General features: G+C 66.7%; 24 protein-coding genes and 1 tRNA gene. 16 read left to right on the top strand and 9 right to left on the bottom strand.

What is annotated here, in order from left to right; all coding sequences use genetic code 11:
* Nucleotides 1-111 precede the first annotated feature (111 nt).
* On the top strand, nucleotides 112-1,026 hold the full coding sequence (locus tag CXR42_RS07450) for a hypothetical protein (protein ID WP_103256784.1): 915 nt from the start codon (nucleotides 112-114) through the stop codon (nucleotides 1,024-1,026).
* 49 nt (nucleotides 1,027-1,075) lie between these two features.
* Here CXR42_RS07450 and hisA read toward each other — a convergent pair whose 3' ends face one another.
* Nucleotides 1,076-1,795 carry a 1-(5-phosphoribosyl)-5-[(5-phosphoribosylamino)methylideneamino]imidazole-4-carboxamide isomerase gene (hisA, locus tag CXR42_RS07445; RefSeq protein WP_103256783.1) on the bottom strand — a complete coding sequence of 240 codons (720 nt, stop codon included), beginning with the start codon at nucleotides 1,793-1,795 and terminating at the stop codon, nucleotides 1,076-1,078.
* A 145-nt stretch (nucleotides 1,796-1,940) separates the two neighbouring features.
* Between hisA and CXR42_RS07440 the strand changes: the two genes are divergently transcribed.
* Genes CXR42_RS07440 through CXR42_RS07430 form a run of 3 tightly spaced genes read left to right on the top strand, consistent with a single transcriptional unit; the run spans nucleotide 1,941 to nucleotide 3,686 of the window.
* Complete coding sequence (locus CXR42_RS07440) at nucleotides 1,941-2,330, top strand: DUF2147 domain-containing protein (RefSeq protein ID WP_103256782.1); 390 nt, start codon at nucleotides 1,941-1,943, stop codon at nucleotides 2,328-2,330.
* 48 nt (nucleotides 2,331-2,378) lie between these two features.
* Nucleotides 2,379-3,254, top strand: coding sequence for a DMT family transporter (locus CXR42_RS07435; protein WP_103256781.1), 876 nt, complete (start codon nucleotides 2,379-2,381; stop codon nucleotides 3,252-3,254).
* Between the two features lie 24 nt (nucleotides 3,255-3,278).
* Nucleotides 3,279-3,686 (top strand): VOC family protein, encoded by a 408-nt coding sequence (locus tag CXR42_RS07430; RefSeq protein WP_103256780.1) that lies wholly within the window; start codon nucleotides 3,279-3,281, stop codon nucleotides 3,684-3,686.
* On the opposite strand, the gene CXR42_RS07425 is transcribed toward CXR42_RS07430, so the two are convergent.
* The 4 genes from CXR42_RS07425 to CXR42_RS07410 form a co-directional block, all read right to left on the bottom strand.
* Nucleotides 3,683-4,585 carry a glutaminase gene (locus tag CXR42_RS07425; protein ID WP_103256779.1) on the bottom strand — a complete coding sequence of 301 codons (903 nt, stop codon included), beginning with the start codon at nucleotides 4,583-4,585 and terminating at the stop codon, nucleotides 3,683-3,685. The genes CXR42_RS07430 and CXR42_RS07425 overlap by 4 nt on opposite strands.
* The gene (gene hisH, locus CXR42_RS07420) at nucleotides 4,582-5,223 is read right to left on the bottom strand and encodes an imidazole glycerol phosphate synthase subunit HisH (RefSeq protein ID WP_103256778.1); all 642 of its coding nucleotides are present in this window, start codon (nucleotides 5,221-5,223) and stop codon (nucleotides 4,582-4,584) included. The genes CXR42_RS07425 and hisH overlap by 4 nt, the downstream gene beginning before the upstream one ends.
* Before the next feature lie 79 nt (nucleotides 5,224-5,302).
* On the bottom strand, nucleotides 5,303-5,890 hold the full coding sequence (hisB, locus tag CXR42_RS07415) for an imidazoleglycerol-phosphate dehydratase HisB (RefSeq protein ID WP_103256777.1): 588 nt from the start codon (nucleotides 5,888-5,890) through the stop codon (nucleotides 5,303-5,305).
* Between the two features lie 109 nt (nucleotides 5,891-5,999).
* A tRNA-Gly gene (locus CXR42_RS07410) sits at nucleotides 6,000-6,074 on the bottom strand.
* A 321-nt stretch (nucleotides 6,075-6,395) separates the two neighbouring features.
* On the opposite strand from CXR42_RS07410, the gene CXR42_RS07405 reads away from it, so the two are divergent.
* On the top strand, nucleotides 6,396-6,668 hold the full coding sequence (locus CXR42_RS07405; RefSeq protein WP_245875359.1) for an EF-hand domain-containing protein: 273 nt from the start codon (nucleotides 6,396-6,398) through the stop codon (nucleotides 6,666-6,668).
* 159 nt (nucleotides 6,669-6,827) lie between these two features.
* On the top strand, nucleotides 6,828-7,025 hold the full coding sequence (locus CXR42_RS07400) for a CsbD family protein (protein ID WP_103257086.1): 198 nt from the start codon (nucleotides 6,828-6,830) through the stop codon (nucleotides 7,023-7,025).
* 41 nt (nucleotides 7,026-7,066) lie between these two features.
* On the opposite strand, the gene CXR42_RS07395 is transcribed toward CXR42_RS07400, so the two are convergent.
* The gene (locus CXR42_RS07395) at nucleotides 7,067-10,528 is read right to left on the bottom strand and encodes a pyruvate carboxylase (protein ID WP_103256776.1); all 3,462 of its coding nucleotides are present in this window, start codon (nucleotides 10,526-10,528) and stop codon (nucleotides 7,067-7,069) included.
* A gap of 200 nt (nucleotides 10,529-10,728) precedes the next feature.
* On the opposite strand from CXR42_RS07395, the gene CXR42_RS07390 reads away from it, so the two are divergent.
* Nucleotides 10,729-13,326: an ATP-dependent helicase gene (locus CXR42_RS07390; RefSeq protein ID WP_103256775.1), complete on the top strand. Its 2,598-nt coding sequence runs from the start codon at nucleotides 10,729-10,731 to the stop codon at nucleotides 13,324-13,326.
* A gap of 60 nt (nucleotides 13,327-13,386) precedes the next feature.
* Here CXR42_RS07390 and CXR42_RS07385 read toward each other — a convergent pair whose 3' ends face one another.
* Nucleotides 13,387-13,857 carry an SRPBCC family protein gene (locus CXR42_RS07385; RefSeq protein WP_103256774.1) on the bottom strand — a complete coding sequence of 157 codons (471 nt, stop codon included), beginning with the start codon at nucleotides 13,855-13,857 and terminating at the stop codon, nucleotides 13,387-13,389.
* 70 nt (nucleotides 13,858-13,927) lie between these two features.
* Here CXR42_RS07385 and CXR42_RS07380 point away from each other — a divergent pair, with 70 nt between their 5' ends.
* On the top strand, nucleotides 13,928-14,458 hold the full coding sequence (locus tag CXR42_RS07380) for a TetR/AcrR family transcriptional regulator (RefSeq protein ID WP_180995985.1): 531 nt from the start codon (nucleotides 13,928-13,930) through the stop codon (nucleotides 14,456-14,458).
* Here the strand turns inward: CXR42_RS07380 and CXR42_RS07375 are convergent.
* Complete coding sequence (locus CXR42_RS07375; RefSeq protein WP_103256772.1) at nucleotides 14,455-15,594, bottom strand: benzoate/H(+) symporter BenE family transporter; 1,140 nt, start codon at nucleotides 15,592-15,594, stop codon at nucleotides 14,455-14,457. The two genes, CXR42_RS07380 and CXR42_RS07375, sit on opposite strands and share 4 nt — an antisense overlap.
* A 695-nt stretch (nucleotides 15,595-16,289) precedes the next feature.
* Complete coding sequence (locus CXR42_RS07370; protein WP_103256771.1) at nucleotides 16,290-16,505, bottom strand: DUF1127 domain-containing protein; 216 nt, start codon at nucleotides 16,503-16,505, stop codon at nucleotides 16,290-16,292.
* A 249-nt stretch (nucleotides 16,506-16,754) separates the two neighbouring features.
* On the opposite strand from CXR42_RS07370, the gene CXR42_RS07365 reads away from it, so the two are divergent.
* From CXR42_RS07365 to CXR42_RS07330, 8 genes are all read left to right on the top strand, one after another.
* Complete coding sequence (locus tag CXR42_RS07365; RefSeq protein WP_103256770.1) at nucleotides 16,755-17,828, top strand: Mrp/NBP35 family ATP-binding protein; 1,074 nt, start codon at nucleotides 16,755-16,757, stop codon at nucleotides 17,826-17,828.
* Between the two features lie 100 nt (nucleotides 17,829-17,928).
* A complete protein-coding gene (locus tag CXR42_RS07360) occupies nucleotides 17,929-18,402 on the top strand; it encodes a VOC family protein (RefSeq protein ID WP_103256769.1) in 474 nt (157 codons plus the stop codon).
* A 9-nt stretch (nucleotides 18,403-18,411) separates the two neighbouring features.
* Nucleotides 18,412-18,870, top strand: a complete 459-nt coding sequence (locus tag CXR42_RS07355) for a VOC family protein (protein ID WP_103257085.1) — start codon at nucleotides 18,412-18,414, stop codon at nucleotides 18,868-18,870.
* A gap of 25 nt (nucleotides 18,871-18,895) precedes the next feature.
* Nucleotides 18,896-19,504 carry a TetR/AcrR family transcriptional regulator gene (locus tag CXR42_RS07350; RefSeq protein WP_219727922.1) on the top strand — a complete coding sequence of 203 codons (609 nt, stop codon included), beginning with the start codon at nucleotides 18,896-18,898 and terminating at the stop codon, nucleotides 19,502-19,504.
* A gap of 593 nt (nucleotides 19,505-20,097) precedes the next feature.
* Nucleotides 20,098-20,601, top strand: a complete 504-nt coding sequence (locus CXR42_RS07345; protein WP_103256767.1) for a division/cell wall cluster transcriptional repressor MraZ — start codon at nucleotides 20,098-20,100, stop codon at nucleotides 20,599-20,601.
* Between the two features lie 4 nt (nucleotides 20,602-20,605).
* The gene (rsmH, locus tag CXR42_RS07340; protein WP_103256766.1) at nucleotides 20,606-21,625 is read left to right on the top strand and encodes a 16S rRNA (cytosine(1402)-N(4))-methyltransferase RsmH; all 1,020 of its coding nucleotides are present in this window, start codon (nucleotides 20,606-20,608) and stop codon (nucleotides 21,623-21,625) included.
* Nucleotides 21,625-21,978 carry a cell division protein FtsL gene (gene ftsL / locus CXR42_RS07335; RefSeq protein ID WP_103256765.1) on the top strand — a complete coding sequence of 118 codons (354 nt, stop codon included), beginning with the start codon at nucleotides 21,625-21,627 and terminating at the stop codon, nucleotides 21,976-21,978. The genes rsmH and ftsL overlap by 1 nt, the downstream gene beginning before the upstream one ends.
* Nucleotide 21,979: 1 nt before the next feature.
* Nucleotides 21,980-23,770 carry a peptidoglycan D,D-transpeptidase FtsI family protein gene (locus tag CXR42_RS07330; protein WP_103256764.1) on the top strand — a complete coding sequence of 597 codons (1,791 nt, stop codon included), beginning with the start codon at nucleotides 21,980-21,982 and terminating at the stop codon, nucleotides 23,768-23,770.
* Nucleotides 23,771-23,780: the final 10 nt, after the last annotated feature.

Genomic DNA, 23,780 nt, shown 5'->3' with positions numbered 1-23,780 from the left:
GCAACCCGGGAGAACCCGTCCACGGGGCCGAGCAATGCACCCCTCAATCGGTCCGACTTGACCGGCGCGCGGCGGGTGGCCTTAGAGTGCGAGAAAGGCCGGGAGGCAGGAATGGAAGCCTGGCGCTATGCGCTTTTATCGCTGTTACTGGGTGGGCTGACGGTCTGGGGGTCGGAGAACCTGTTCTGGTCGATGCCCGCGGCTGACCTGACGCCGGTGCAATGGGGGCTGACGGTGGTCGCCTATGCCATCGCTGCGGCGGTGGCGCTGTCGGCGGTGATCTGGGCGGGGCTGGGCGGCTGGCCTGCGGTGTTCCTTGGCGCGGCAATCGTCGGCTACATGTCGGAAGGCGTGATCGTGGGGACGATCTACCAGCCGAGCCCGCCGCTGTTCTTCCTGGTCTGGACGCCCTTGGCCTGGCATGCGCTGATCACGGGTGGGGTGGCTTTTGGTCTGGGGCGGGCCGGGGCGGCGCTGGGGCCGTGGCGGATGGCGCTGGTCTGGGGGGCTTATGGTCTGTTCGGTGCCTTCTGGGCGCAGTACTGGGTGTCGGAACGGTCCGACCTTGGCGCGACCCTGGCGCTGGCGGTCTATCTGATCGGCTGCGGGCTGGTGGTGGTGCTGGCGCATGTGGTGATGGACCGGATCGGCACGCTGCCGCGCCCGAAACCCTGGGTCTTGTGGATCGCGCCGGGGATTGCGGCGGCGGTCTGGGTTGCCCAGTCGATCGCGGATCCGAACCCGATGCGGGTGGTGCTGCCAGTGATCCTTGCGCTGATCCTGTGGGTGATGCGGCGGCTGGGCGACCGGTCGCGGCCGGTCAGCCTGGGCGGGCCGGTGCCGGTCTGGCAGCACGGGCTGTTCCTGATCACGCCTGTGCTGGTGGTGGTTCTGGCCCCCATGGGCTGGGCGCAGGGCTGGGGGACGCTGGGCGCGAACTGGATCGTGGCGGTGCTGTCGATCCTGGGGTCGGTGGTCTGGCTGGGGCGGCTGGTGTGGCGGGCGGCGCGGACGGCTCGTCGATGACTTCGTCACTCCTCGCCCCTGCGACGAGGAGACGAAGTCGAACGAGGAGCTATCCCTTGAGGGCGGTGAGTGCTTGGCCAAGGTCGATGGCCCCGTCGTACAGCGCGCGGCCCGAGATGGCGCCGGCGATGACGCCGGTGTCGCGCAGCGCGATCAGGTCCTCCATCCGGCTGACGCCGCCGCTGGCGATGACGGGGATCGTCACTGCGCGGGCCAGCGCCTCGGTCGCCTCGATGTTCGGGCCCTGCATCGCGCCGTCGCGGTCGATGTCGGTGTAGATGATCGCGGCCACGCCGGCGTCCTGGAAGCTGCGGGCAAGGTCGGTGGCCATGACGTCGGTCTCTTCGGCCCAGCCCTTGGTCGCGACGCGGCCCTTGCGGGCGTCGATGCCGACGGCGACCTGACCGGGGAAGGCTTTCGCGGCGTCACGAACCAGGGCCGGGTTCTCGACCGCGACGGTGCCGAGGATGACGCGGGACAGGCCCTTGTCCAGCCACATCGCGATGGTGGCCATGTCACGGATGCCGCCGCCAAGCTGGGCGGGGACCTTGACGGCCTTCAGGATCGCCTCGACCGCAGCGGCATTCACCGGCTGACCGGCGAAGGCGCCGTTCAGGTCGACAAGGTGCAGCCATTCGCAGCCCGCGTCCTGAAACTTCAGCGCCTGGGCGGCGGGGTCGTCGCCAAAGACGGTGGCCGCGGACATCTCGCCGCGCAGGAGGCGGACGCATTGGCCGTCCTTCAGGTCGATGGCGGGGTAAAGGATCATCGGCGGGCCTCCGTTCCGGTCGGGCCGGTCTTTGGCATGGGCCGGGGTGAAAGAAAAGGCCGGGCGCGCGACCCGACGTCACGCTTGATCGGTTTTGCGGTCAGCGCAAAGTCGCGGGCAGGGACATTGCGAGGAGGACGCAAGGATGAAGGTATTCGCTTATGCGGCGGGGTTTGTAGTCATGGCCGGGATGGCACTTGCTGATCCGGTCGAAGGGATGTGGCAGACGAAAAAGGACGACAACGGCAATTTCGGGCATGTGCAGATCAAGCCCTGCGGCCCGGCTTTCTGCGGCACGCTGGTCAAGGCCTTCGACGGCGAGGGTAACGCGATCGACAGCCCGAATGTTGGCAAGCGCATCGTCTGGGACATGCAGGCCTATGCAGGCGGGCTTTACGACGACGGCAAGATCTACTCACCCGACCGGGACAAGACCTACAACGGCGACATGACCCTGGCCGGGGACAGTCTGTCGGTGCGCGGCTGCGTGCTGGGCATCTGCCGCGACGGGGGCACCTGGAAGCGGGTGAAGTAACGCAGGTTTCGGGTCGCCTTTGGCGCTGGCTTAGGCCATGCAGGGCGGATGAAAGCCATCGACTGGATACTTCTGTGGACCCTCTCCCTGCTGTGGGGAGGGTCTTTCCTGTTCAACGAGCTGGCTTTGGCCGGATTGCCAGCGCTGACCATCGTCTGGGGGCGGGTGGGACTTGCGGCGGTGCTTCTGGTGCTGGTGGTGCGGGTGTCCGAACAGGGACTGCCGCCACTGGCCGTGTGGCCGGCGCTGGCGGTGATGGGGGTGTTGAACAACCTGGTGCCGTTCACTCTGTTCGTGCTGGCGCAGGGGCAGATCACCGGGGCGCTGGCGAGTGTCCTGAACGCGACAACACCCTTGTTCACCGTGCTGGTGGCGCATGTCGCGACGGTTGACGAGCGGTTGACGCCTGCGAAGGCGGCGGGGGTGGGGCTGGGGTTCGGCGGCGTCCTGGTGATGATGGCGGGCGAGGATCTGGGCGGCGACGGGCTGGCGATGCTGGCCTGCCTGGGCGCCGCGCTGTCTTATGGGGTGGCGGGGGTCTGGGGGCGGCGGTTCCGCGCGGCGGGGGTGACGCCCTTGCAGACGGCGGCGGGGGTGCTGACCTGCAGCACGGTCCTGCTGACGCCGGTCTGGCTGGCGGTCGACCAACCCTGGGCGCTGGGCTGGCCCGGCTGGGGGCCGGTGGCGGCGGTGGTGGCGCTGGCCAGCCTGTCCTCGGCGGTGGCATACCTGATCTTCTTCCGCATCCTGGCGCGGGCGGGGGCGACGGCAATCTCGCTGGTCACGTTCCTGATCCCGTTCAGCGCCGCGGGGCTGGGCTGGGTGGTGCTGGGCGAACGCCTGGAGTTGCGGCATTTCGCGGGGCTTGCGCTGATTCTGGGCGGGCTGGCGCTGATGGAACGGGTGCGCGCCGCACGGCGTTGAGGCGGCGGTAAGAGGGAGGGGGCCATGACACCTTCGGCAATTCTGGAAACCGCGCTTTATGCCAGGGACCTGGCGGCGGCGGAGGCGTTCTACACCGGCCTGCTGCGCCTGGAGGTGATTGCCAGGGTCGAGGGGCGGCATGTGTTCTTTCGCGTAGGTCCGGGGGTGCTGCTGGTGTTCAATGCCGACGCAACGGTGGTGCCTTCGGGCAATCCTGCAATGCCGGTGCCCGTGCATGGCGCGCGGGGGGCGGGGCATGTCTGCTTTGCCGCATCGCGTGAGGAAATCGAGGGCTGGCGGCTGCGCTTCTTTGCGGCGGGTGTCGAGGTCGAGGCCGAGTTCGACTGGCCGAACGGGGCGCGGTCGCTGTATGTGCGCGATCCGGCCGGGAACTCGGTGGAGTTCGCCGAGCCCCGACTCTGGGACGCCTAGCCGAAGATCGACCAGCCGGTGCGGCGGGCCAGCATCTCCAACGCCTCGGTCCCAAGCTGGGAATTGCCTTGCGCATTCAGGCCCGGCGACCAGACGGCGATGGAGGCGTGGCCGGGCGCGATGGCGAGGATGCCGCCGCCCACCCCCGATTTGCCGGGCAGGCCGACGCGGAAGGCGAATTCGCCCGATCCATCGTAGTGGCCGCAGGTCAGCATCAGGGCGTTGATCCGGCGCACCCGCTCGGGCGCGATCAGGCGTTGGAAGCCGGCCAGAAAGCGGCCGGCGCGGGCGAGTTGCGCGACGTTCATCGCGATGGCGCATTGGTGGAAGTAGGCACCCAGCACAAGGTCGGGCGGGTTCATCAGGTTGCCCTGCGATTTCAAGAAATGCGCCAGGGCAAAGTTGCGGTGGCCGGTTTCGGTTTCCGATTTCGCCACGGCGCGGTCGATGTGGATATCCTCGTCCCCCGCCGCCGTGCGGACGAAGGTAAGAAGTTCGGCCAGATATTCGCGCGGCGGGCGGTTGCCGAGGGCCGCGTCGGTGGTGACGATGGCCCCGGCGTTGATGAAGGGATTGCGGGGGATGCCCTGTTCGCTTTCCAACTGCAGGATGGAGTTGAAGGCCAGGCCCGAAGGCTCGCGCCGGACGCGGGTCCAAAGCTGGTCGCCCAGGCGGCCAAGGGCGATGGCAAGGCCAAAGACCTTGGAGACGGACTGGATCGAGAAGGGCGTGGCGCTGTCGCCGGTGGAGTGTTGCGTGCCGTCGGCCAGGACCACGGACAGACCGAACTGGCCGGGGTCGATCGCGGCAAGTTCGGGGATGTAGTCGGCGACCTGGCCCCGGTCGGTGCTGGAGGCCATTTCCTCGGCGATTTCGCTGAGGATCTGGGGAAGGATCACGGCGTCCAGCGCAGGAAGTTGCCGATCAGGCGCAGGCCGGCGGCCTGAGATTTCTCGGGGTGGAACTGGGTGCCAAGGATATTGTCGCGACCCACGATGGCGGTGATCGGCCCGCCATAATCGCAGAAGGCCAGCCGATGCGCCGGATCGGTGACGCGGAAATGGTAGGAGTGGACGAAATAGGCGTGGTCACCCGTGGCGATGCCACCGAGGACGGGGTGCTGGTGGTCGATGACAAGGTCGTTCCAGCCCATGTGCGGGACTTTCAGCGCGCGGTCGGCGGGTTCGATCCTGACCACGTCGCCGGGAATCCAGCCGAAGCCTTCGGTCAGGCGGTATTCGTGGCCGCGGCTGGCAAGCATCTGCATGCCGACGCAGATGCCAAGGAACGGGCGGGCCTTGCGGAGGACGGCCTCTTCGATGGCCTCGAACAGGCCGCCGTATGCGCCAAGCGCCGCGCGGCAGGCCGGGAAGGCGCCGTCGCCGGGCAGCACGATGCGGTCGGCGCGGGCGACATCCTCGGGGCGCGAGGTCACGAGGATGCTGCCGCCGCCCGTTTCGGCCGCCATGCGCTGAAAGGCTTTCTCGGCGGAGTGGAGGTTGCCGGAATCGTAGTCGACGAGGACGGTCAGGGGCATGTGGGTCGTCTCGTGGTGCGGGCAAGAGTTTTCGAAAACTCTTGCAAATCTTTTCGAAAAGATTTGCGGCGCCCGGTGGTTACAGGGCGCCCTTGGTGGAAGGAAGCGCATTGCCAAGGCGGGGGTCGGGTTCCACCGCCTCACGCAGGGCGCGGGCGACGGATTTGAAGGCAGCCTCGGCGATATGGTGGCTGTTGAAGCCGTGCGGCTTGTCCACATGCAGCGTGATGCCGCCGTGGGTGGCAAGGGCCTGGAAGAATTCGCGCACAAGCTCGGTGTCGAAGGTGCCGATCTTGGGGGTGGGGAAATCGACATTCCAGATCAGGAAGGGCCGGGCCGAGAGGTCCAGCGCGGTGGCGATCTGCGCGTCGTCCATCGCCAGCCGGAAGTGGCCGTAGCGGCGGATGCCGCGCTTGTCGCCAAGCGCCTTGGCGAGGGCCTGGCCGAGGGCGATGCCCACATCCTCGACCGTGTGGTGGTCGTCGATGTGCAGGTCGCCTTTGGCGCGGATGGTCAGGTCGATCAGGCTGTGCCGCGCCAGCTGATCCAGCATGTGGTCGAAGAAGCCGACGCCGGTCTGGCAGTCGTGGCTGCCACTGCCGTCCAGGGTGACGGTGACCGAGATGTCGGTCTCGGCGGTCTTGCGGGTGATCGTGGCGCTGCGCATCGGGGCCCTCCGGCGGTTCCCTGTGGCTGGTAAACCCTTGGGGCGCATGGGGCAAGTCTTTGAGACGCGAAAGGGCGCCCGGTGGGGCGCCCTTTGGCTGGTCCCAGACTGGAGCGGGCGATGAGATTCGAACTCACGACCCTAACCTTGGCAAGGTTATGCTCTACCCCTGAGCTACGCCCGCGCCGGTCTGGACGAGGGGGGATGTATAAAGAGCCGCGGGTGGCTGCAAGAGGGAAAGTGCAGGCGGGGCGAAAATTTCTGCGTCGGGGGGCGGGCCGGGCTGGGGAGGGGTGGATTTCGCAGGGCGAAATCGTTCAGAAGAACCAATGCGGCTGCAGCGTCAATGGCCTTTGCATGCGCAGTAACATCGGCGTGATAGGCGCGTTCGGAAGCGCCGACTCATCTTGGATTCTGTTTTGATTTGAATAGGTTCCGCCGCGAAGGCAGATTGGCCTTCTTGCGCGGCCGCTAATGCTGCGATGCCGCAAACTGGAGAAAGACAATGACGAAATTCGCTCTCGTTCTGGCCGCTTCGGCTCTGACGGCCACCGCTGTGTTCGCTGAAGAAACCGCTGCTCCGGCCGCTGACGCTGCTGCTCCGGCTGCGGAAGTCGTGGACACGGATGCCAACGGGACCTTCTCGCTGGTGGAAGTCCAGGCGGTCTATGCCAACGTGACCGAAGAGACCTTCACGGCCGCTGACACCGACGCCTCGGGCGAGCTGTCGGCCGAAGAACTGGCCGCTGCGGTCGAAGCCGGCGCCTTCGCCGCCTGACCCTACCCGGCCGCAAGGCAAGGGGGCCGTCCTTCGGGGCGGCCCTTTCCATTTGCGCTGTATCCCGCCGACCCCCGACGCGCCGGGGGAACCGGGGGGCGGGGCCGGGCGTCTTTCTGGGGTAGGCCGCAGCAGCGGTGCAAGTCTCAGGAGATGACGATGAACAACGACCAGATCGCCGGCAAGTGGAAGCAGATCAAGGGCGAGGCCAAGGTCCAGTGGGGCAAGCTGACCGATGACGAGCTTGATATCGCGGATGGCCACAAGGACAAGCTGGCCGGCAAGATCCAGGAGCGGTACGGCCGCACCAAGGAAGAAGCCGAGCGGGAAGTCGACGACTTCTTCTCGCGTTACTAAGGCACGGGCGTAGGGTGGGCGATATCGCCCACCCTACTCCCTTACTCCAGTTCGACCAGCAGGTCCTTCGCCTCGATCTGCGCGCCGGGGGTGACGTGGATCGCCTTGACCACCGCTTCGCGGTCGACGTGCAGGCCGGTTTCCATCTTCATCGCCTCGATGTTCAACAGCAGATCGCCGGCGCGGACCTTCTGGCCCACCGTCACCGCGACCGAGGCGATTGCCCCCGGCATCGGCGCGCCGACATGGGCCGGGTTGCCGTCCTGGGCCTTGGGCCGCGCGGCGGTCTTGGCCTTCACGGCGCGATTCGGCACGCGGATGACACGCGGTTGACCGTTCAGCTCGAAGAACACCTTCACTTCGCCGTCGTCCGTCGTTTCGCCCACGGCCTGCAGGCGCACTTCCAGCGTCTTGCCGGGGTCGATCTCGGCCGAAATCTCGTCGCCAGGCTGCATGCCGTAGAAGAAGGTCAGCGTCGGCAGCACGCGCACCGGGCCGTAAAGCCGGTGGCGGGTGCGGTAATCCATGAAAACCTTGGGATACATGAGGTAGCCGTTCAGGTCCTCGTCATCCACGGTTTCGCCCTCGGCCTCCTCAGCGCCAAGGCGCAGGTCCTCGGCCAGACGGGCGCGGGTGGCTTCCAGGTCCACGGGCGGCAGGTGCTGGCCGGGACGGTCGGTCATCGGGGCCTCGCCCTTCAGGACCTTGGCCAGGATGCCATTGGGCCAGCCGCCGGGCGGTTGGCCAAGGTTGCCTTTCAGCATGTCCACCACCGAATCGGGGAAGGCCACGTCGATGGCGGGGTCCTCGACCTGCGCGCGGGTCAGGTTCTGGGCCACCATCATCAGGGCCATGTCGCCGACGACCTTGGACGAAGGCGTCACCTTCACGATATCGCCGAACATCTGGTTCACATCGGCATAGGTCTGGGCGACCTCGTGCCAGCGGTCCTCCAGCCCCAGGGACCGCGCCTGGGCCTTGAGGTTGGTGAACTGGCCGCCGGGCATTTCGTGCAGATAGACCTCGGACGCAGGGGCGGGGATGCCGGATTCGAAGGCGGCATACTGGGCGCGGACCTGTTCCCAGTAGTTCGAGATCTCGCGGATCGCCTTGATATCAAGGCCGGTGTCGCGTTCGGTGTTCTTCAGCGCCTCGACGATGGAGCCAAGGCAGGGCTGCGACGTGCCGCCCGAGAAGGCGTCCATCGCCGCGTCCACGGCATCCACGCCGGCGTCGCAGGCGGCAAGGATCGTGGCCGCGCCCGCGCCCGAGGTGTCGTGGGTGTGGAAGTGGATCGGCAGGCCGACCTCTTGCTTCAGGGCCTTGACCAGAACGCGTGCGGCGGCTGGCTTCAGCAGGCCCGCCATGTCCTTCAGTCCCAGCACATGCGCGCCGGCGGCTTTCAGTTCCTTGCCCATCGCGACGTAGTATTTCAGGTCATACTTGGGTCGCGCGGGGTCCAGAAGATCGCCGGTATAGCAGATCGTGCCTTCGCAGACCTTGCCCGCCTCGACCACCGCATCCATCGCGACGCGCATGTTTTCGACCCAGTTCAGGCTGTCGAAGACGCGGAACACGTCCACGCCACTGACGGCGGCCTGTTTCACGAAAGCCTGCACCACATTGTCCGGGTAGTTGGTATAGCCCACGCCGTTCGACGCGCGCAGCAGCATCTGCGTCATCAGGTTAGGCATGGCCGCGCGCAGGTCGCGCAGTCGCTGCCAGGGGCATTCCTGCAGGAAGCGGTAGGCCACGTCGAAGGTGGCACCCCCCCAGCATTCGACGCTGAAGAGTTGCGGCAGGTTCGCGGCATAGGCGGGCGCGACCCGGATCATGTCGATCGAGCGCATCCGGGTGGCCAGCAGCGACTGGTGTCCGTCGCGCATCGTGGTGTCGGTGAGCAGGACCTTGGTCTGCGCCTTCATCCAGTCGGCGACAGCCTGCGGGCCCTTCTGCTCCAGCAGGTTGCGGGTGCCCATCGCGGGTTCGGCTTTCAGCGCGGGGGGCTTCGGAGCCTTGGCCTCGGCATGGGGTTTCGGGCGGCCGGCTGTTTCGGGGTGACCGTTCACCGTGATGTCGGCGATATAGGTCAGGATCTTGGTCGCCCGGTCCTTGCGGCGCTTGAAGTTGAAAAGCTCGGGCGTCGTGTCGATGAACTTGGTCGTGTAGGTGTCGTTCAGGAAGGTCGGGTGTTTCAGCAGGTTGATGACGAATTCGATGTTCGTCGCGACCCCGCGGATGCGGAATTCGCGCAAGGCCCGGTCCATGCGAGAGATCGCCTTTTCCGGCGTCTGGGCGTGGGCGGTGACCTTCACCAGAAGCGAATCGTAATAGCGCGTGATGACCGACCCGGCATAGGCCGTGCCGCCATCCAGCCGGATGCCGTTGCCGGTGGCGCTGCGATAGGCGGTCAGGCGGCCATAATCCGGGATGAAATTGTTCAGCGGGTCCTCGGTCGTCACGCGGCATTGCAGCGCGTGGCCGTTCAGCTTGACCTCGGCCTGAGAGGCGACGCCGGTGGCTTCGGGCAGGGACTTGCCTTCCTCGATCAGGATTTGCGCCTGGACGATGTCGATCCCGGTGACTTCCTCGGTGACGGTATGCTCGACCTGGACGCGGGGGTTCACCTCGATGAAGTAGAACTTGCCCGAATCCATATCCATCAGGAATTCGACCGTGCCCGCGCATTCATAGTTCACATGGCCGGTGATGCGCTTGGCCATCTCGCAGACTTCCTCGCGCTGTTCCTGCGTGAGGTAGGGGGCGGGGGCGCGTTCGACGACCTTCTGGTTCCGGCGCTGGACGGTGCAGTCGCGTTCCCACAGGTGCCAGACGTTGCCCTGCTTGTCGCCCAGGATCTGCACCTCGACATGCCGGGCGCGGAGGATCATCTTTTCCAGATACCCCTCGCCGTTGCCAAAGGCGGCCTCTGCCTCGCGCCGGCCTTCGCGGACCTTGGCCTCCAGTTCGTCCTCACTCAGGATCGGCCGCATCCCGCGCCCGCCGCCGCCCCAGGAGGCCTTGAGCATCAGGGGATAGCCGACCTCTTTGGCCTGCCGCTTGATCAGGGCCATATCCTCGCCCAGGACCTCGGTCGCGGGGATGACGGGCACGCCCGCCTCCATCGCCACCCGGCGGGCGCTGGCCTTGTCGCCAAGGGCGCGCATCGTCTCGGCGCGGGGGCCGATGAAGGTGATCCCGGCCTGGTCGCAAGCATCGACGAAATCGGGGTTCTCGGACAGAAGGCCATAGCCCGGATGGATCGCATCGGCCCCGGCCATCTTGGCGACGCGGATGATCTCGGGGATCGACAGATAGGCGCCCACGGGCGACAGCCCCTCGCCGATCCGGTAGGCCTCATCCGCCTTGAAGCGGTGGAGGCCCAACTTGTCCTCTTCGGCGTAGACCGCGACGGTCTTCTTGCCCATCTCGTTCGCCGCCCGCATCACGCGGATCGCGATTTCCCCACGGTTGGCAACCAGGATCTTCTTGAACTCGGGCATCTACGGGCCTCCCCCAGGCTGGACGGAAGGACGTTACAGGTGCTGCAATGCAGCGCAAGTGTCTTTGCCGCCGAATCCCTACGGAAATGCGACATGGGCGGCGGGTGTGGTGTTAGCGCAAACATCACGTTGGGCGCTGGCCTGAACAATCGGTGAACGCGGGACTTTCCCCGGGCGGGGATGCGTATATACTGCAAGGCATGACCGGTTGGGATGAAAATGAGGCCTTTGCGGCCGCCGCAGCTGCCCCCGTGCCCCTGTCGCAGCGCGCGATGGCGGGGCGGGCGGCGCCATATCTGGACGACCTGAACCCCGCACAGCGCGCGGCGGTCGAGGCTCTGGACGGCCCGGTGCTGATGCTGGCCGGGGCGGGGACCGGCAAGACCAAGGCCTTGACCGCGCGGATCGTGCATCTGCTGCGCCAGCGGCAGGTCCGCCCGAACGAAATTCTGGCGGTGACCTTCACCAACAAGGCCGCGCGCGAGATGAAGGATCGCGTCGGCCGCCTGCTGGGAGAGGTGGCCGAGGGGATGCCCTGGATGGGCACCTTCCACTCGCTGTCGGTCAAGATCCTGCGGCGGCATGCCGAACTGGTCGGGCTGAAGCCGAACTTTACCATTCTGGACACCGACGATCAGCTGCGGCTGCTGAAGCAGTTGGTGCTGGCCGCGAACATCGACGAAAAGCGCTGGCCGGCGCGGATGCTGGCCGGGCTGATAGACGGCTGGAAGAACCGCGCCTGGACGCCCGAAAAGGTGCCGTCCTCGGAAGCGGGGGCTTACAACAACCGGGGAACCGAGCTTTACGCGGCCTACCAGGACCGGCTGAAAACGCTGAACGCCACCGATTTCGGCGACCTCCTCCTCCATTGCGTGACGATCTTTCAGACCCACCCGGACGTGCTGCAGCAATACCAACGCTGGTTCCGCTATATCCTGGTGGATGAGTATCAGGACACCAACGTCTGCCAGTACCTCTGGCTGCGGCTGCTGGCGCAGGCGCACAAGAACATCTGCTGCGTGGGCGATGACGACCAGTCGATTTATGGCTGGCGCGGGGCCGAGGTGGGCAACATCCTGCGGTTCGAAAAGGATTTTCCCGGCGCCACGGTGATCCGGCTGGAGCAGAACTATCGCTCGACCGGGCATATCCTGGCGGCGGCCTCGGGGGTGATCGCAAAGAACGCCGGGCGGCTGGGCAAGACGCTGTGGACTGATTCACGTTCGGGACAACAAGTTAAGCTGATCGGCCTTTGGGACGGCGAAGAAGAAGCCAGATCGATTGGGGAGAAAATCGAGGAACATCACTCAGGTCGATCACCAGAGGCAAAAGACAGGTTCAATCCTCGGCTTACTAGCTTTCAACAGGAACTCGATCGCAGAGCCAAGGCGGGACTTGGGCCAGTTGACGAGCAACAATACATCAAGGACGCGTTCGAGAGTGGGCGGGTGTATCGAGACCTGAAGACGTGCAACCTCGTGATTAATCTTCTTCGCGACGAGCCGAACGCAGAGAATATGATCGGAGCGCTTCGAGCGTATGGTTTGAAGAAGTTCTCGTTAGACGAAATGGCGATCCTCGTCCGCGCCAGCCACCAGATGCGGGCGTTCGAGGATCGGTTCCTGACCATCGGTCTGCCCTACCGGGTGATCGGCGGCCCGCGCTTCTATGAACGCCAGGAAATCCGCGATGCGATGGCCTATTTCCGATTGGCGGTCAGCCCCGAGGATGATCTGGCGTTCGAGCGGGTGGTGAACCTGCCGAAGCGCGGCTTGGGCGACACCGCGCAGTCCAAGATCAACGTGCTGGCCCGGGCGGCGGGGGTCTCACTCCTCGACGGCGCGCGCGAGGCGCTGGCCAAGGGCGTGATCCCGGGCAAGGGCGCGTCGCAACTGCGCGCCTTTGTCGACGGGGTGGATCGCTGGCACATGGCCACGCTGCACCCGGAGTACGACCATATCCGCCTGGCCGAGACCATCCTGGACGAGAGCGGCTACACCGAGATGTGGCAGAACGACAAGACGCCCGAGGCCCCTGGCCGGCTGGACAACCTGAAGGAACTGGTCAAGGCGCTGGAGCAGTTCGACAACCTGCAAGGCTTCCTGGAACACGTCAGCCTGATCATGGACAACGAGACGGAAGGCGCCGAGGAGAAGGTCACGATCATGACCCTTCACGCGGCCAAGGGGCTGGAGTTTCCGGTCGTGTTCCTGCCGGGGTGGGAGGACGGGTTGTTCCCCAGCCAGCGCAGCATGGACGAAAGCGGGGTGAAGGGATTGGAGGAGGAGCGGCGGCTGGCTTACGTTGGCATTACCCGGGCCGAGGAGCTGTGCACGATCAGCTTCGCCTCCAATCGCCGGGTCTATGGGCAATGGCAAAGCCAGCTTCCCAGCCGCTTCATCGACGAGTTGCCGCCCGATCATGTCGAGGTGCTGACCGCCCCCGGCCTTTATGGCGGGGGCTATGGCGCGGCGGCGCATGTCGGCTTTGGCTCGGCCCTGGAAGAGCGGGTGTCGAAGGCCGATGTCTACAACTCACCAGGTTGGCGGCGAATGCAGGAACATTCCAACGTCCGCCCGATTCGCCAGCCGCAAGAGGCGCGGCATGTGGTGATCGACGCCGAGGCGGTGTCGCCTTACGTGCTGGGGGACCGGGTGTTCCACCAGAAGTTCGGCTATGGTGAGATCATCGGGATCGAAGGCGACAAGCTGGATATCGAGTTCGACCACGCCGGGTCGAAAAAGGTCGTCGCGCGCTGGGTGATCCCGGCGGACCAGGCGGATGAAGTGCCGTTCTAAGGCGCCAAATTCCTTCGATGGAATGTGCAGATCTTTTCGAAAAGATTTGCGCCCGGCCGGTCAGGCGGCGCGACGTGTGGGGTGCGTCGCCTCGGCCTTCGTGGCCAGGCCTTCCAGAACCTTGCGCATCGTCCGCCGGATCATCGGGCGCAGCAGCACCGGCTCGACCAGACGGCCGGCCAGGCCCCAGCGCGGCCGGTAGGTCATGGTCATCCGCAGGACCGCCCCCTGAAGGTCCGGCGCGACCGCAAGTTCGGCCGTGATATCGTCCATCGGCATGGTGCCGCCGAACACCGCGATCCGGTAGGACCGCCCTTCCTGCCAGTCGATGACGCGTTCGTGGATGTAGTTGCTGCCGTCCTTCAGCGTGCATTGCCGCTCGGCCCCCAGACCGATCTCGCAGGAGCCCTCCAGAAGGTGCGATTCCTTGAGCGTCGGGTTGAAGGCGTCGATGGCGCCGAAATCGGACAGCAGCGCCCAGGCGGTTGCCGGAGTGGCGCGGGTCTTGCGGGTGACGGTGATCGCTGGCATGGTCGCTCCTGAGAATGGTTGTTCTCTAGTGGTGGGGAATGATCGTTCTCTTGTCAAGGCGGAGGTTTCAATGCCAGACCTGAAGGAGGATGCTGCCTTGGCGGCTGCGCTGGCGCTGTTCTGGTCCAGGGGCGCCGAGACTGCGGCCTATGGCGAGATTGTCCAGGCGACCGGACTGTCGCGGAAGGCGCTTTACGCGCGTTGGCCCGACAAGCAGCACCTGGTGGCCGAAACGCTGACCCTGTACCGCAACGGCGTTCTGGCCGGGATGCTGGCCACGCTGCGCGACCAGGGGCCGGGGGCGTTCTGGGACCGGCTGGCCCTGGGCGTACGGGCCGAAGGCTGGCGCGGCTGCTATCTGATGCGGACCGGTTCCGGCCCCTTGCGGGGCGAGCCGGCGGTGGCGGCGGCGATGGGCGAATATCTGGACGCCCTGCAATCGGGGTTCGAGGCGGCGCTGGCCGGCCGGGCCTTGCCGGTCCCGGCAACGCTGGCCGCGACGCAATGCGTGGCGCTGTTGACGCTGATCTCGCACCGGGGGGCGGCGGGGGGCGATGTCGAGCCGCTGATCGAGGCCGGGCGGCAGACCTGCGGGGTTTAGCGCCGCAGCCGCTCCAGCAGCTGCACTGCGATGCCGGCCACCAGCCCCCAGAACGCCGCCCCGATCCCGAACGCCGCGACGCCGGATGCGGTGACGGCCAGGGTCAGGGTGGCGGCGAAACGCTGCGACGGTTCGGCGAAGGCGCCGCTCAGGGCGCCCATCAGGGGGGAGAGAAGCGCCAGCGCGACCAGTGCCAGCACCACGGGGGCAGGCAGGGCGGCAAGGAGTTGCAGGACGGTCGGCGACAGAAGCCCCAGGATCACCCAGGCGGCGGCATAGGCCAGGCCGACGATCCAGCGGCGGTCCTTGTCGGGGTGGACGTCGGGGCCAAGGCAGATCGCGGCGGTGATGGCGGCCATGCTGACGGTATGCGCCCCGAACGGCGCGGATAGGGCGGACAGAAGCCCGGTCACGGTCAGGGCGGGGGCGACCGGCGGCTCATACCCCGCCGCGCGCAGGGTGGCGAAGCCGGGCAGGTTCTGGCTGGCCATGGTCACAAGGTAAAGCGGCAGGCCCAGGCCCAGGACCACCGACAATCGGAACTCGGGCAGGATCGGCTCCAAGACCGGGGCGGCGAGGGTGAGGGTCGACAGGTCCGTCCCCGTGACCAGCGCCAGAATGACGCCCGTGGCGAAGGCCGCCAGCACCGCCAGCGCGGGGTTCAGCAAGCGCACCGCCAGAAAGACCGCGACCATCGGCAGGATGATGGCCGGCAAGGCCTGGGCCGCTCCGGCGCCCTTCAGGCAGAAGGGCAGCAGGACCCCGGCCAACATCGCCGCAGCGATGCCGTCGGGGATCTTCGCCACCAGCGCCCCCAGCGGGCGCACCAGCCCGGTTGCGGCGATCAGAAGGCCCGCGACGATGAAGGCGCCCACGCCTTCGGCCAGGGTAATGCCCTCGGTCGCGGCGATCAGGGCCGCACCGGGGGTGGACCAGGCCAGCACCACGGGCACGCGCGATTGCCAGGACAGAAAGGCCGAACCCGCCGCCTTGGCCAGCGAGACGGCCAGCAGCCAGCTTGCCGCCTGTGTCGGCGTGGCCCCCAGTGCGGTCGCCGCCGCCAGCACGATCGCCACGCTGGCCGCATAGCCCACCAGCGCCGCCACCACCGCCGCCGAAATCACCGATAGCCGCATCCCGCCCCCTGCAAAGGTCGCCGGACTATCCGGTGGCAGGTGCTGGTCCGCAAGGGGGGAAGGACGGGGCGAGACGCGCGGCCGTCTGGCTTGACGATGGGCGGTCGGGCGGTGCGGGAAAAAGGCGGCGGTGCCTGGGAGGAGGAGTGGCACCGCCGCGATATGAGCCGCCCAGGGAGGAGGAGAGGGCGCTCAATGACGTGGACCTTGCGGCCCGGAATGGGGGCGGCGGTGCCCAGGGAGGAGGAGGGGCACCGCCGCAGTATCGAACACCCAGGGAGGAGGAGAGGGTGCCCAATGGTTTGGACCTTGCGGCCCGGAATGGGGGCGGCGGTGCCTGGGAGGAGGAGTGGCACCGCCGCAGTATCGAACACCCAGGGAGGAGGAGAGGGTGCCCAATGGTTTGGACCTTGCGGCCCGGAAGAAGATGCGGCGACCCCAGGGAGGAGGAGAGGAGCCGCCGCCTGTTCAGATGCCCAAGGGAGGAGGAGAGGGCATCCAAAGCGGGTGGACCTTGCGGTCCGAAGGTTTTTGCGGCGGCCCCGAGGGAGGAGGAGAGGGGCCGCCGCGGCCAGATGACCCAAGGGAGGAGGAGAGGGTCACCCGGTTTGAAGATGCGGCGATGCCAGGGAGGAGGAGGGCATCGCCGCTGATCGCACAGGCCCCGGGGAGGAGGATCGGGACCTCACGAAACCTTACTTGCCGTAGGCGGCCTCACGGGCGACCTGGGCGATCGACAGACGGCTGATGCCCAGATCGGACAGCTCGCGGTCGGTCAGGGCGTTCAACTCGGCCACGGTGCGGGCATAGACCCGGCGGGTGTGGATCGCGGTCAGGGCCACGGCCTTCAGGTCGGCCAGGCGGTCCAGAAGGCCCTTGCGGGCAAAGCGGGTGCTGTTGACATAAGCCATGGTGTTCGAAGCCTCTATTCGGTTCAGCAACGTTCTGTTGCGCTGTTGCCGGTAACATGGGCCGATTGCTGCGACTGCACAATACCGCCCCATCGCAATGCTGCCATGCAGCATCCGCATGGCTGAGGTCACGAAATTGTCATGCTTTATTAATCCCTTCGCCGAATATTTGAGCGTTTGGTCAACAGCCCTTGCCTAGCTGCGCAAAGATCACGACCTTAGTGGAAATCTTGTGCGACGGGGGAAACGATGGCAGTCGATCGGAACGCGGTGATGCAGGTGCTGGCTGGGGTCGCGCACCCAGGCGGGGGCGATCTGGTCAGCCGTGACCTGATTCGCGCGCTTGCGGTGGACGATGGCGCCGTGCGCTTCGTGATCGAGGCCGCGACCCCTGACGAGGCGCGCGCCCTGGCCCAAGCCCAGGCCGAGGCGGAGGTTCGGCTGAAGGCGCTGGCGGGGGTGACCTCGGTCCAGGTGGTGATGACGGCGCATGGCCCGGCCCCCAAGGCTGCGCCGCCCAGCCTGAAGATCGGCCAGCACCCGACCCCGCAGCAGGGCGGGCCGCAGCGGATCTCGGGGATCGACCGGATCGTCGCCATCGCCTCGGGCAAGGGGGGCGTGGGCAAGTCCACCGTCGCCTCGAACCTGGCGGTTGCCCTGGCGCGTGAGGGGCGGCGCGTGGGCCTGCTGGACGCCGATATCTATGGGCCAAGCCAGCCGAAGATGATGGGCGTCAACCGCCGCCCCGCCTCGCCCGATGGCAAGACGATCGAGCCTTTGGTCGCGCATGGCGTCACGATGATGTCGATCGGCCTGATGCTGAAAGAGGACGAGGCGGTGGTCTGGCGCGGGCCGATGCTGATGGGGGCCTTGCAGCAGTTGCTGGGGCAGGTGGCCTGGGGCAAGCTGGATGTGCTGATCATCGACCTGCCGCCCGGAACCGGGGATGTGCAGCTGACGCTGTGCCAGCGGACCCAGCTGACCGGGGCGCTGGTCGTCAGCACGCCGCAGGATGTGGCGCTTCTGGATGCGCGCAAGGCGCTGGACATGTTTGCCAAGCTGAAGACTCCGGTCCTGGGCCTGATCGAGAACATGTCCACCTTCTGCTGCCCGAACTGCGGGCATGTCACCCCGATCTTCGGCCATGGCGGTGTGAAGGCCGAGGCGGCCAAGCTGGACCTGCCGTTCCTGGGCGAGCTTCCCCTTGCGCTGGATGTGCGGGTTGCCGGCGACAGCGGCACGCCCATCGCCGCGACCGACAGCCCCCTGGCCGAGCCCTACCGCGCCCTGGCGCGCCGTCTGGTCGCCGGCGGCATGGCCTGACCAATCCTTTGCCCGGCAGGCTTTCGCGTGCCGGGTTTTCTTTGGGGTTGAATACATACCAACTGGTTGGTATTGTCTTTGTCAGAGGAGGACCAGACCCATGACCCATTCCATTCGTACTGTCCTGTGGTTCAACGGCCGTGGCCGTGAAGCCGCCGCGTTCTACTGCAGCCTGATCCCGAACAGCCATGTCGGCGCGGTGTTTGTCAGCGACAACGGCGGCCCCGAAGGCAACATGCATTTCGAGGTGATCGACCTGACGTTGAACGGCGTCGCCTATCAGCTTCTGGACGCGGGCCCGATGTTCCCGCTGTCGGAATGCGTCTCGATCATGGTCGAAACGCCGGACCAGGCCGAGACCGACCGCCTGTGGGAGGCGCTGGCCGCCGATGGCGGGAGCCACGGTCCCTGCGGCTGGCTGAAGGACCGCTACGGGTTGTCGTGGCAGGTGGTGCCCGAGGAAGCCTCGCGGCTTCTTGCCTCGCCCGACCGAGAAAAGGCAGAGCGCGTGCTGCAGGCGGTGATGGGCATGGGCAAGATCGACCTGGCGGTGGTCCAGGCAGCGGCGGCATAGGTGGCGATGATGGACGACATTCCCGCAGACCAACGCTATCGCCCCGAGGATCGGGTGATGCAGGGGGTGATCCCCTATCTTTGCCTTGCCGGCCAATCCGGCGCGGCGGCGGATTTCTACATCCGCGCCTTTGCGGCAAAGGACCTGGGCCGGATGCCCTATCCCGACCGGCCGGGCCAGTTCATGCACCTGCAGGTCGAGATCAACGGCGGTGCCCTGATGCTGACGGACGAGACCGGCATGTCCAGCGTGGATGGCGGCGGCGACCCCTTGCCGCGCGGGCATCTGCAACTGGTGGTCCCGGACGGGCAGGCCTGGTGGGACCGGGCCGTCGCGGCGGGCTGCAAGGTTGTCGCCCCGTTCGAGCGGCAATTCTGGGGCGATACCTGGGGGCTCTTGTCCGATCCGTTCGGGCTGAAATGGGCCGTGTTGACACCTGATCCCGCCCTCTGGGACAAGGGGGCATGAGTTTGCCGGTGCCCATGTGACCATAGTGACCCGCGTTCCCCGGGGCGAAGCGCGCGCGCGGCTGTTGGCGGCCGCGCGCAGCCTTGTGCGCCACAAGGGCTTTGCCGCGACCAGTGTCGATGACCTGTGCGCCGCCGCCGGAGTGACGAAGGGCGCCTTCTTCCACCATTTCCCCAGCAAAGAGGCGCTGGGCGTGGCCCTGGTCCAGGACTGGACCACCACCACCGGGGCGATGTTCGCGGCCCATCCCTACAACAGCCTGCCCGATCCGCTGGACCGGGTTTTCGCCTACATCGACCTGCGCCGGCAGCTTCTGGACCAGCCGATCCCCGAATTTTCCTGCGTCGCCGGCACCACGGTGCAGGAAGCCTATGAAAGCTCGCCCCCGATCCGGCAGGCAGCGGCCGAGAGCATCGGCTCGGGTGCCGAGCATGTCCGCCCGCATCTTGTCGCCGCGCTGGCCGCCCATCCGGTGCCGGGCGTCACGGCCGAAAGCCTGGCGCAGCTGTTCCAGGTCGCGGTGCAGGGCGGCGTCGTCGTCGCCAAGGCGCTGGACACCCCCACCCCCGCGCGCGAGGCGTTCGACCACCTGGAACGCTATCTGCGCCTGCTGTTCGACCGCCCGCCGACCTGAGTCTTTCGAATCACATCCCCTGGGAATTTATGGGACCGGCACGGGAAACCGGTGGCCGCGGTGGCTGATTCTGCGCAGATACCGTCTGGAAACCCGGGAAAGCGCCGGTCGCGGCGTGCTTGGCGGGGGCGTCGAGGGAATTCACGGGACGGTTACTGTGCGTGAGGGGCCACTACATCTAGCGGAGACCTGGGGGCATACTTCCTAGAGTTTGCATTTTCCCCCGCCCGCGCAGCCACAAGATGCTGCTTCACCCCCCGGCGCGGTACCAGATGGTGGGGTGATCTCCCAACATTTCCCTTGATTTCCCATACGATCCCAGTCATCACTATCTCACGACGATGAGATGGGCACGTGAAAGTCAGGGGCGGACTAAAGACCCCGAACCAAAGGCGTAAGGCAGCTTCATACAGGCAGCCCCTTTCATCGGACGTACAGATCCGGCGCGCGAGCGAGCAGACATCTCCCCCAGGTGGCGCGCGTAGCTGGACGCCCAGCGATGGGACAGCGGCGGATCGGGTAGTGGCAGCAACCCGGTCCGCCATTTTATTTCCATCGCCTCGGGCTTGACGTGAATTTGAAAAGGCCAGGCAATGGCAGAGGCGTTCAGAGGCGAGTTCTACCAGAAGGTAGACGGAAAGGCGCGGGTCTCGATCCCGGCGGCCTTTCGTGCCGTTCTGAACGCGGACGATCCCCAGAAGGGCGAAAAGGGCGGCGCGCGGCTGTACATGGTCTATGGTGGCAAGTCGCGGACCTTTGTCGAATGCTATTCCAAGCGCGGCGCCGACCAGCTGGCGGCGGATATCGAGGCGATGGACATGGGCTCGCCCGAGCGGATGCGCGCCGAGCGCGACCTGATCAGCCGGTCGGTGATGGTCGAGATCGACGCCGACGGCCGCATCGTCCTGCCGCCGAAAGTGCGCGAGAAGATGGGGTTCGCCGGCGACCTGCCGGCCGAGGCCGAGGCCGCCCTTGCCGGTTTCACCAACCGTTTCCGCCTGTATCGCAAGGAAGTCTACGAGGCTGAACTGGCCGCCGAAGATGACGATGACATCGATCCGCTGACGCTGGTCGGGCGGCACAAGCGGGCGGGGTAGGGCCATGAAGGGTCCGCTGCCCCGGTCTCCTGACGCTGTCCGCTCCTCTGATGATCCCCATGTTCCGGTCTTGATCGAGGCGATCGTGCGGGAGTGTGCCCCGGTCCAGGGTCTTTGGCTGGACGGCACCCTGGGGGCGGGCGGCTATACCCGTGCGCTTTTGGCGGCGGGGGCCGACCGGGTGATCGGCGTGGACCGCGATCCCCTGGCCTTGCAGATGGCCGCCGCTTGGGCCGCGCCCTTTGGCGACCGGGTGCGGCTGGTGGCGGGGACGTTCTCGGACCTGGACAATCTGGCCGGTGAGGCGCTGGACGGCGTGGTGTTGGACCTTGGCGTCAGCTCGATGCAGCTGGACCAGGCGGAACGGGGCTTTTCCTTCATGAAGGACGGCCCGCTCGACATGCGGATGAGTCAGGCCGGGCCAAGTGCGGCGGACCTGGTGAACACCGCCGATGAGGGCGTGCTGGCCGATATCCTGTATCACTATGGCGAGGAGCGTGCCTCGCGCCGGATTGCCCATGCCATCGTCGCGGCACGGGCGGTGGAACCGATCACCACGACGGCGAAGCTGGCCGAGATCGTCTCGAAATGCCTGCCACGCCCGAAGCCGGGGCAAAGCCATCCCGCGACCCGCAGCTTCCAGGCGATCCGCATCGCGGTGAACACCGAATTCCAGGAACTGGCCGACGGGCTGGCCGCCGCCGAACGGGCGTTGAAACCGGGCGGGCTTCTGGCCGTGGTCACCTTCCACAGCCTGGAGGACCGGATCGTCAAACGCTTCTTCCAGCTTGCCAGCGGGCACGAGTCCAACGCCAACCGCTACGCCCCCGCCAAGGCCGATACCGAGGCGCGGTTCCAGATGGTCACCCGCAAGGCCGTGGCCCCGGATGAGGCCGAGGTCGCCCGCAATCCGCGCGCCCGCTCGGCCAAGCTGCGGGTCGGTCGGCGGACGGAAGCCCCGGCAAAGACCCTTTCGGCGGCCGAGCTTGGCCTGCCCGAGATCCAGAAGAAAGGCCGTCGCTGATGCGCCCCGTGTTGTATGTGCTGTCGTTTCTTGCCCTGATCGCGCTGGGATTCTGGGCCTACCGCGAGAACTATGCCACGCAATCGGCGCTGAAAGAGGTGGAAAGCCTGCAACGCCAGATCGTCGGCCTGCGCGAGGCGCTGTCGGTGCAGCGCGCCGAATGGGCCTATCTGAACCGCCCCGACCGCCTGCGCGACCTGGCGACGGTCAACTTCGACCGGCTGGGCCTCTTGCCGATGGAACCCAGCCAGTTCGGCAGTGCCGCCCAGGTCGCCTATCCGCGCCAATCGCTGCCCGCGATCGACTTCCCCGTCGACATCCAGGGCGAAACCCCCAGCGAGGAGGGCCTGTAAGATGCGCACCCCCCTGCGTCCCCTGGCCCGCATCCTGCAGGCCCGCGAGGACGGGCTGAACCCCGACCAGATCGAGAAGGAAAACCTGCGCCTGCGACACGAGGCGCAGCGCGAGAAATCCCGTTCGCGGGCCGAATTCCGCCTGTTGATCCTGTGTGTCAGCTTTGTCTGTGCCTTCGGTGCCATTGGCGCGCGGATGGGCCTGATGGCCGCGACCGACCCGGTGGAACCCCGCGCCCGCGCCCCGGGGGCCGAGATCCTGGCGCAGCGTGCCGACATTACCGACCGCAACGGCCGCATCCTGGCGACCAACATGACCACCCACGCGCTTTATGCGCATCCCAAGGTCATGGTCGACCCCAAGGGCACCGCGCGGAAGCTGGCCGAGATCTTCCCCGACCTTGACCCCGCCGCGCTGGAGCGCCGCTTTACCGACGGGCGCAGCTTTGTCTGGATCAAGAAGGTCCTTTCCCCCGAACAGATGCAACTGGTGCATGAGATCGGCGATCCCGGCCTTCTCTTCGGCCCGCGCGAGATGCGGCTTTACCCCAACGGCACGCTGGCCGCGCATGTCCTTGGCGGCACCTCGTTCGGGGCGGAAGGCGTGCACTCGGCCGAGGTGATCGGCACCGCCGGCGTCGAAAAGGCGCTGGACGCGCGGCTGCGCGATCCGGCCCAGGCGGGCAAGCCCCTGACCCTGTCGCTGGACCTTGGCGTCCAGGCCACGGTCGAGGAAGTGCTTTACGCCGGTATGACCATGCTGAATGCCAAGGGCGCGGCCGCGATCCTGATGGACGCGCGCACGGGCGAGATCATCGCCCTTGCCTCGCTGCCGAACTTCGACCCGAACGACCGGCCGAACCCGCTGGTCGATCCCAAGGCGGAACCGGGTGACAGCCCGCTGTTCAACCGGGCGGTGCAGGGGGTCTATGAACTGGGTTCGACCTTCAAGATCTTTGCCACCGCCCAGGCGATGGAGTTGGGCCTGGTCGGGCCCGAGACGCTGGTCGATGCCAATGCGCCGATGCAATGGGGCCGTCACAAGATCAAGGAGTTCGAGGGCAAGAACTATGGCCCGCTTCTTTCGGTGACGGATGTCATCGCCAAGTCGTCGAACGTCGGCACCGCGCATATCGCGCTGATGATCGGCCCCTTGCGCCAGCAGGCGTTCCTGAAAAGCCTTGGCTTTTTTGAGCCGACCCCGGTCGAATTGGTCGAAGCCCCCGGCGCCCGGCCGCTGATCCCGAAGAAATGGCCCGAGATCGTGACGATCACCACCTCGTACGGGCACGGCATGTCGGCCAGCCCGATGCACCTGGCCGCCGCCTATGCCGCCATCGCCAACGGCGGGGTGATGATCAAGCCCACGCTTCTGAAGCGCGAAGGCCCCACCACCGGCGTCCGGGTGATGAGCGAGACGACTGCGATGGAGTCGGTCAAGATGCTGCGCCGCGTGGTGACGGAAGGCACGGCCAGCTTGGGCGAAGTGCCGGGCTATGAGGTTGCCGGCAAGACCGGCACGGCGGACAAGCCCAAGAAGTCCGGCGGCTATTATGACGACAAGGTGATCAACACCTTCGCCTCGGTCTTTCCGGCCAGCAATCCGCAATATGTGCTGATCGTGACGCTGGACGAACCCATGGACACCACGCTTTCCGAGGCGCGGCGCACGGCGGGCTGGACGGCGGTGCCCGTCGCCTCCGAGATCATCCGGCGCGTCGCCCCGCTCATGGGGCTGCGGCCCAAGCTTGAACCCCCGGCAACGGATGCGGTAACAGCCGCCAGCAACTGACGGGGGCCTT

Source organism: Tabrizicola aquatica (assembly GCF_002900975.1).
Taxonomy (GTDB): Bacteria; Pseudomonadota; Alphaproteobacteria; order Rhodobacterales; family Rhodobacteraceae; genus Tabrizicola; species Tabrizicola aquatica.
This window is presented reverse-complemented; position numbering and strand designations above follow the sequence as displayed.